At 39.5% G+C, this 7464-nt stretch carries 7 protein-coding genes and 1 pseudogene; 7 read left to right on the top strand and 1 reads right to left on the bottom strand.

Features of this window, described 5'->3' with window-relative positions; genetic code table 11:
• Nucleotides 1–405: 405 nt before the first annotated feature.
• The 5 genes from KSO91_RS15160 (at nucleotide 406) to KSO91_RS15140 (ending at nucleotide 3756) form a co-directional block, all read left to right on the top strand.
• A complete protein-coding gene (locus tag KSO91_RS15160; RefSeq protein ID WP_238743872.1) occupies nucleotides 406–762 on the top strand; it encodes a winged helix-turn-helix transcriptional regulator in 357 nt (118 codons plus the stop codon).
• A gap of 327 nt (nucleotides 763–1089) precedes the next feature.
• Nucleotides 1090–1848, top strand: coding sequence for an amino acid ABC transporter substrate-binding protein (locus tag KSO91_RS15155; protein ID WP_238743871.1), 759 nt, complete (start codon nucleotides 1090–1092; stop codon nucleotides 1846–1848).
• Between the two features lie 36 nt (nucleotides 1849–1884).
• Nucleotides 1885–2559 (top strand): amino acid ABC transporter permease, encoded by a 675-nt coding sequence (locus KSO91_RS15150; protein ID WP_238743870.1) that lies wholly within the window; start codon nucleotides 1885–1887, stop codon nucleotides 2557–2559.
• A complete protein-coding gene (locus KSO91_RS15145; protein ID WP_238743869.1) occupies nucleotides 2556–3323 on the top strand; it encodes an amino acid ABC transporter ATP-binding protein in 768 nt (255 codons plus the stop codon). Before KSO91_RS15150 ends, KSO91_RS15145 begins: the two co-directional genes overlap by 4 nt.
• Before the next feature lie 64 nt (nucleotides 3324–3387).
• Complete coding sequence (locus KSO91_RS15140) at nucleotides 3388–3756, top strand: peroxiredoxin family protein (RefSeq protein WP_238743868.1); 369 nt, start codon at nucleotides 3388–3390, stop codon at nucleotides 3754–3756.
• Nucleotides 3757–3779: 23 nt separating this feature from the next.
• Here KSO91_RS15140 and KSO91_RS15135 read toward each other — a convergent pair whose 3' ends face one another.
• Entirely contained in the window at nucleotides 3780–4994 is a 1215-nt protein-coding gene (locus tag KSO91_RS15135) for an MFS transporter (protein WP_238743867.1), read from the bottom strand.
• Nucleotides 4995–5403: 409 nt separating this feature from the next.
• Here KSO91_RS15135 and ahpC point away from each other — a divergent pair, with 409 nt between their 5' ends.
• Together ahpC and ahpF are read left to right on the top strand one after the other, a co-directional pair.
• The gene (gene ahpC / locus KSO91_RS15130) at nucleotides 5404–5961 is read left to right on the top strand and encodes an alkyl hydroperoxide reductase subunit C (protein WP_238743866.1); all 558 of its coding nucleotides are present in this window, start codon (nucleotides 5404–5406) and stop codon (nucleotides 5959–5961) included.
• Between the two features lie 152 nt (nucleotides 5962–6113).
• Nucleotides 6114–7334 (top strand): annotated as a pseudogene (gene ahpF, locus KSO91_RS15125) (alkyl hydroperoxide reductase subunit F); the annotation flags it as partial.
• Nucleotides 7335–7464: the final 130 nt, after the last annotated feature.

Below are 7464 nucleotides of genomic sequence, written 5' to 3'. Positions count from 1 at the left end.
TGTAATAGTAAAGCTCAATGATAGGCCAAGAAAGAAAATAAATTACAAAACACCAGCCAAATTAATGGCTGAATACATGGCAGCTATAGCTGCGTAGCGGTTATGCACTTCAGAGTTGAATCTGCCTTATGCTTTACAGGCTTTCAGTTAAAGAGACAGCCTGCTTAGGCCGTTTAGTCCCCCCTCACCCCTTCTTTGTATCGCATCATTGGGAATAATCCAAGAGCCGCCGACAGGTGTAACACAATGGCGCGCCATATAGTCAACAACATTGCAGGGCTAATAGCAGTCGCTGGGCAAAAGCAAATACCATCTAATTTGTATGTCTTATGGTGTTTTTTAGTTTCCTGATAGATAATATCAATCAGCATACTTTTAGTAACCTACTATTTTTGAGGTGATGTAATGAAAACTGTTTTAAAAACAGAGAGTAAAGGCATAAAAAAAGTTTTGAATACATGCACTGAGCCATGCTCAATTGAAAAAGGCATGCGCTTAATAGGCGGAAAATGGAAAGGTTCAATCATTTATCACCTAAAGGACGAACCTGTACGGTTTAATGATTTGACACGCATGATAGGTGGAGCCAGTAAAAAAATGGTCGATCAACGCCTAAAGGAATTAGAAAGCGAAGGAATGGTTTTACGAAAAGTAATTAGTGATCGGCCAGTTGCGGTTACTTATGAGCTAACCGACTTTGGAAAAACTGCACTTAGTATTTTAGATAAATTAAGAATCTGGTCCGAATCTCACCAAATTTAGGACGCCTTCATTTTACTAAAATATTTGATAAATGCAGCGACGGTTAAAGGCCAGAAGCTGAATACGTGGTGGTTATACTGATTAGCGGTTATTCACTTCAAATTAAGTATACTCGGCTGAATCATTCATTCTAATTTATTATAATTCATTCTATTTTGTTCTAATTTTTTTGGCTAAGGTGCATTGTAGTGAGACTTCGCTACAGTTTAGAATTACACACCATTTAAAATCGCCCATTACAGTAAATCAGTACAAGCAGTTTTTACGACAGTTAGCGGCTGAATTAGGTGCAATCTAATTCATTTACCATTTATCAGTAGGAATATTATGAAACAACATATTAAAATCATTATCGCAGCATTCGTTGCAATAACTAGCTTTATCACGTTCCCCGCGTTTGCAGCACAGACGGTTAAAGTAGGCATGTCGGGTCGTTACGTACCATTTACCTTCTCTGAAAAAGATGTATTACAAGGTTTTGAAGTTGATTTGTGGAATGAAATTGCAAAACGTGCTGATTATAACGTTGAGTTTGTTTTATCAAGCTTCTCGGGCTTATTCGGTATGCTTGAAGCGGGTCATATAGATACCATTTCTAACCAGATAACGATTACCCCTGCACGTCTCGAACGATACCTATTTACAACACCCTATGTTATTGATGGCGCACAAATTGTTGTCAAAAAAGGACGTGAAGATATTCAATCCGTTAAAGATCTGAAAGGCAAAAAAGTAGCGGTGAATTTGGGCAGTAACTTTGAACAGATTTTACGAGCGCTAGATACAAAAAAAGAAATTAACATTATCACTTATGAATCAAATTTAGAGCAGGATGTGATATTAGGCCGTACAGATGCTTTTATTATGGATCGTATCGGCTCAGCCGCTTTAATTAAAAAATCCAATTTACCGCTACAGCTGGTAGGTCAACCTATTGATGAGATTCAAAATGCAATGCCATTTTTAAATAAACCTTCTCAATTAGCCATTAGAGATAAAGTAAACACGGCATTATTAGCGATGAAAAATGATGGAACGTTAGGCAAGATTTCAATCAAATGGTTAGGTTCTGATATAACCCAATAAGGTATTTTTTTTCACTTTTTAAATGAGCCATTTCTGATGCAAACGTCACTAGATTTTCAATATATTATTGAGCTTTTACCTATTTTAATTAAATATCTTGGTGTCACCATGGAAATGGCCTTTTGGGGTTTTTTCTTTGCGCTGATTATCGCGGTTGCGATGGCGATAGTGCGCGTATTTAAACTACCCGTTGCAAATCAACTCGCTAGTTTATTTATCTCCTTCTTCCGCGGAACACCTTTATTGGTGCAACTGTTTCTACTCTATTATGGTCTGCCACAGTTGCTGCCAATATTTTCCGGCATGAATGCATTTAGCGCCGCAGTACTTGGGTTGTCACTGCATTTCTCTGCTTATATGGCAGAAAGTATTCGCGCTGCAATTTTGGGAATTGATAAAAGTCAGATGGAAGCTTGCTTGAGCATTGGCATGACCCGCTTGCAGGCGATGCGCAGAATAATTTTACCGCAAGCTTCTCGCGTCGCGACACCTTCGTTAATGAATTATTTTATCGACATGATTAAAAGTACTTCGCTTGCATTTACCCTTGGCGTTGCTGAAATTATGGCTAAAGCGCAGATGGAAGCGGCTTCCACCTTCAAATTTTTTGAAAGTTTTTTAGCTGTCGCCCTTATTTATTGGGTTGTTGTTATGTTTTTCACACGCATCCAACACCTATTGGAAATTCGACTTAATAAGGCCTACTCATGATCAAAGTACGTAATCTAAGTAAAAGTTTTGCTGATAATATCGTTTTAAAGTCCATTGATTTTGACGTTTTAGGCGCTGAGATAGTGGTCATTATCGGCCCTTCTGGTACTGGTAAATCAACCCTTTTACGCTGTTTAAATTACCTTGAAACACCGGACACAGGTAGTATTGAAATCGCTGGCGTTAAAGTAGAAGCTAAAAATGCGACACCCAAAAAGATTACCCATTTGCGGAAACAGAGTAGCTTTGTTTTCCAAAACTATTCTTTATTTGCTAACAAAACGGCACTGCAAAATGTTGCTGAAAGTTTAATCAGCGTTTCCAAAATGGCTAAACATGACGCATTAAAAGAGGCTGAGAGTGTATTGCGGCAGGTGGGACTCGCTGAAAAATTGGATCAATATCCCTCGCAGCTTTCTGGCGGGCAGCAGCAACGCGTAGGTATTGCACGTGCGATGGCCTGCCAAGGTAAAGTGATCTTATTTGACGAACCAACATCTTCGCTTGATCCGGAATGGGTCGATGAGGTTTTGGCCGTAATGAAACAGTTAGCAAAACAAAAACAAACCATGATCGTTGTTACGCATGAAATGCAGTTTGCTCGGGAAATTGCCGATAAAGTTATCTTTATGGAAGGTGGAAGTATTGTTGAACAAGGAACTGCAAAACAAATATTTGAAAACCCTCAACATCAACGCACGAAGGAATTTGTTGCGCGTTCAACAAAGTCATATACTTCTGCATTCGACTCCTGCATGCTCTAAAAAAGAGAAGTAGGCTAAGACACTGATTCCAGCATTTCCCCACTGTTGGAGATAAATAGAGAAAATGATGATTAAATATATCAATGCCGACCACCTACAAGACTTAATGGAAGCAAAAAAAACCTGTATTTTGAACATTGTCGCCGCTTGGTGTACCGATTGCACCGAGCAAGCTAAAAACGTTCATTCTTTTGCTCACAGTTTTACTGAAAAAGGTATTTCTGTATTCCAAATAAATGTGCAAGATGAGAAAAATCTGTTTATTTCCCCCTTACACCAGCAGTTGACCTGTCTGTTTGGTGGCCATGGTTTTCCTCGTACTATATTGATTAAGCAAGGAAAAATTGTAGACGCCGACAATATTGAAGTTATTTCTAAAAAACAACTTGCTCAACTAGCTGATAAATTCAAAAAACAGTTAAACCTTGATTGAAGCGTAACCTAACCCGATTCCCCTCAACGAGCACTCAGATCTACATCTCTAGAGGTAGGTTTGCCCCAATGCCATACTCGCACTTCATTACCAGCTTCGGGTTTAGTTGGAATATTCAATGATAAGAATAACGAAATCACCGCCATAAATGACCCAAGGATGAACACCAGTGTCGGAGAAGTCATCCAAATCACACCGAAAGTCACCGGAATAACAACCGCCGCGATATGATTGATTGTAAAACTAACGCCAGCGGTTGCCGCCATATCGGCTGGGTCGGCTATTTTTTGGAAATAAGTTTTAGTCGCCAGCGCTAGAGCAAAGAAAAGATGATCGACAACATAGAGACCAGCAGCCCACTCGGCAGACTCGACCATTGCATAACCGAGGAAAACAAGAATTAATCCGCTGTACTCAAAAAGCAGCGCTTTACGTTCACCAACAATGCCAATCAACTTACCAATCTTTCTAGCAAATAAAAAATTAAACAAATAGTTAATTAAGAAGAGTAATGCGACATCAGCGGCTGAATAGCCAAATTTCTGTACCATCAAAAATCCGGCAAAAACCACAAAGATTTGTCGCCTAGCACCACTCATAAATGTTAATGCATAATAAAGCCAATAGCGCTTACGTAAAACCAACTTTTTATTTTGCGGTGTTTTAATTGCAAATTGTGGAAACACCAGAGAAACCCAAACAACCAGTATCAACGCAATCCCACCAGTCAATAAATATATCCACATATAATCAATCTTAAAGACTTCCAACATCACCCATAATACGCCATAGGTTAAGAGTGATGCCAATGCGCCAACTGAAATCATCTTGCCAAGCATTTCCGGTGCGTCTTCTTTTGATATCCATTGTAGTGATAAGGATTGCTTGAGTGTTTCAAAGTAATGAAACCCTATCGACATGATTAATGTCGTGGCCAACAAACCAAACAGTGATGGCAATAATCCGGTAAATGCAACGCCGATAGTTAAGATAGCGAGTGATACCAACATAAAACGTTGCTCTTTAATAAACAACAGCACACCGACAACCGTAAATGCTAAAAAGCCGGGGATTTCTCGCACGGTCTGCAATAACCCAATATCGGCCCCCGTAAATTGCGCCTTTTCCACTACAAAATTATTGAGCAGTGCCATCCAACTAGAAAAAGCAATGGGCACGATAATAGAGATAATAAGAAGAAAGTTATGTGGTGTTTTCCAATCCTGCTGCTTGCCCATGCTGTTAATCCTGTAATGATGCGCCTGAAATTGATCCGTCCCATTTTTAATTATTCGTTATGGGCTTAAATCACAAGATTATACACGAGTTAGCGTGTCTGCAATTTTTGTTTCGAGTAGCAGGAGTTTGCAGCTATCAGCAAAGACCCAGCTCCCAACAAGTAAAAAAGGTGTTTTTACAACGCAGAATTAACTTTTTTCTGACAAAGCAGAAGGATTTAATAAGCTGACTTCAAGGATATACCTATTTCGATGTTATGCGCCCGCCACAAAAACGATAGCTGATAGCTATTGGTTTTATAGTTACAAACGATTTTACCTATCCATTAATCGTATCCATAATGCATCACATGGGTAAGCAGTAAGTACTCAATTGAGTCATCAAATATTAATTTAAAAGGATAACAACATGATCAATACTGAAATTAAAGCATTTAACGCAACCGCTTTCAAAGAAGGCAAATTCGTAGATATCTCTGAAAAAGACGTGTTAGGTAAATGGGCCGTTTTTTTCTTCTACCCAGCTGATTTTACTTTCGTTTGCCCAACTGAATTAGGTGATGTTGCAGATCATTACGCAGAGCTTCAAAAACGTGGTGTAGAAGTGTTCTCTGTATCAACCGATACGCACTTCACTCACAAAGCATGGCACGATAGTTCTGACACCATCAGTAAAATCAACTACTACATGGTTGGCGATCAATCAGGCAATATCACCAACAATTTCGGTGTAATGCGTGAAGGTCAAGGTCTTGCAAACCGTGCCACTTTCTTGATCGATCCACAAGGTGTGATCCAAGCGATGGAAATAACAGCAGAAGGTATTGGTCGTGATGCAGAAGACTTAATGCGTAAAGTAAAAGCGGCGCAATATGTCGCATCTCACCCGGGTGAAGTATGTCCAGCTAAATGGAAAGAAGGTGAAGCAACACTCGCCCCCTCTTTAGATCTAGTAGGTAAAATCTAACTTAAAATAGGTTTTAGTAAAAGATCCTCAGCAATAGTTACAGAGGATCTTTAAAAATATATTTTTCCTCAAATAAAAATATATTTTTAAAACATTGAAAAGATGGATAGCGTTGACCACATCGTAATAAGCGAAAAGCGGAAGGTATCATTATGTTAGAACAAGAAATGAAAACCCAATTAAAGGCATATTTAAACAATTTAAAAAGCGACGTGCACCTGCTTCTTAGCCTTGATGACAGCGATACCGCGCAAAAGTTAAAAAGTTTAGCGAGTGATATCGCATCGTTAAATGACAAAGTAAAAGTGATTGAAGATCACAATGCGAGCATGCGCAAGCCTATTATGCAGGTGGTAAACCCCAGCAAACAAACAGCAATTGGCTTTGCTGGTTTACCAATGGGTCACGAATTTACATCTCTGGTATTAGCGCTGTTACACAGTGGCGGTCACCCAATGAAAATAGAACCAGAGGTGATTGAGCAAATTGCAAACCTTGAAGGGGAAATGAATTTTGAAGTGTTTATTTCATTAAGCTGTCAAAACTGCCCAGATGTTGTGCAAGCCTTAAATATGATGGCGGCTATTAATCCAAAGATAAAAACGACTATGATAGATGGAGCGGCATTCCAAAATGAAGTCGCAGAGCGAAATATTATGGCAGTGCCAAGTGTTTACTTAAATGGTGAAGTATTTACTCAAGGTCGCATTTCACTCAATGAAATTTTGCAGAAAGTTGACACTGGCTCGTCAAAAAAACAAGCCTTGGCACTAAGCAAAAAAGAGCCTTACGAAGTACTCGTGGTCGGCGGTGGTCCAGCTGGGGCATCCGCGGCTATTTACGCTGCCCGTAAAGGGATCCGCACGGGTATAGTTGCGGAACGTTTTGGCGGTCAAGTTATGGACACCCTGTCTATTGAAAACTTTATCTCGATGAAAGAAACACAAGGCCCTAAATTAGCCGCGGCGCTTGAAGAGCACGTAAAAGAATATGACGTGGATATTATGAGTGAACAAAAAGCCAATGCTTTAGTGCACGCAGAAAAAACTGAAGATGGTTATATCCATATTGAACTCGAAAGTGGCGCAATCCTTAAAAGTCGTAGTGTGATTTTATCGACAGGAGCGCGTTGGAGAGAAATGAATGTGCCTGGCGAAGAGGAATATCGTAATAAAGGTGTAGCGTACTGTCCTCACTGTGATGGGCCCTTATTTAAAGGTAAAAAAGTAGCCGTCATTGGCGGTGGTAATTCCGGTATTGAAGCAGCTATCGATTTAGCCGGGATTGTTGAGCATGTTACGGTATTAGAATTTGCAGATACATTACGTGCAGACCAAATATTGGTAAATAAAGCTAATAGCATGGCAAATATCAATAGGCAGATTCAACTCTGAAGTGCATAACCGCTACGCAGCTATAGCTGCCATGTATTCAGCCATTAATTTGGCTGGTGTTTTGTAATTTATTTTCTTTCTTGGCCTATCATTGAGCTTTACTATTACA

The organism is Psychromonas antarctica, assembly GCF_022267535.1.
Classification (GTDB): Bacteria; Pseudomonadota; Gammaproteobacteria; order Enterobacterales; family Psychromonadaceae; genus Psychromonas; species Psychromonas antarctica.
This window is presented reverse-complemented; position numbering and strand designations above follow the sequence as displayed.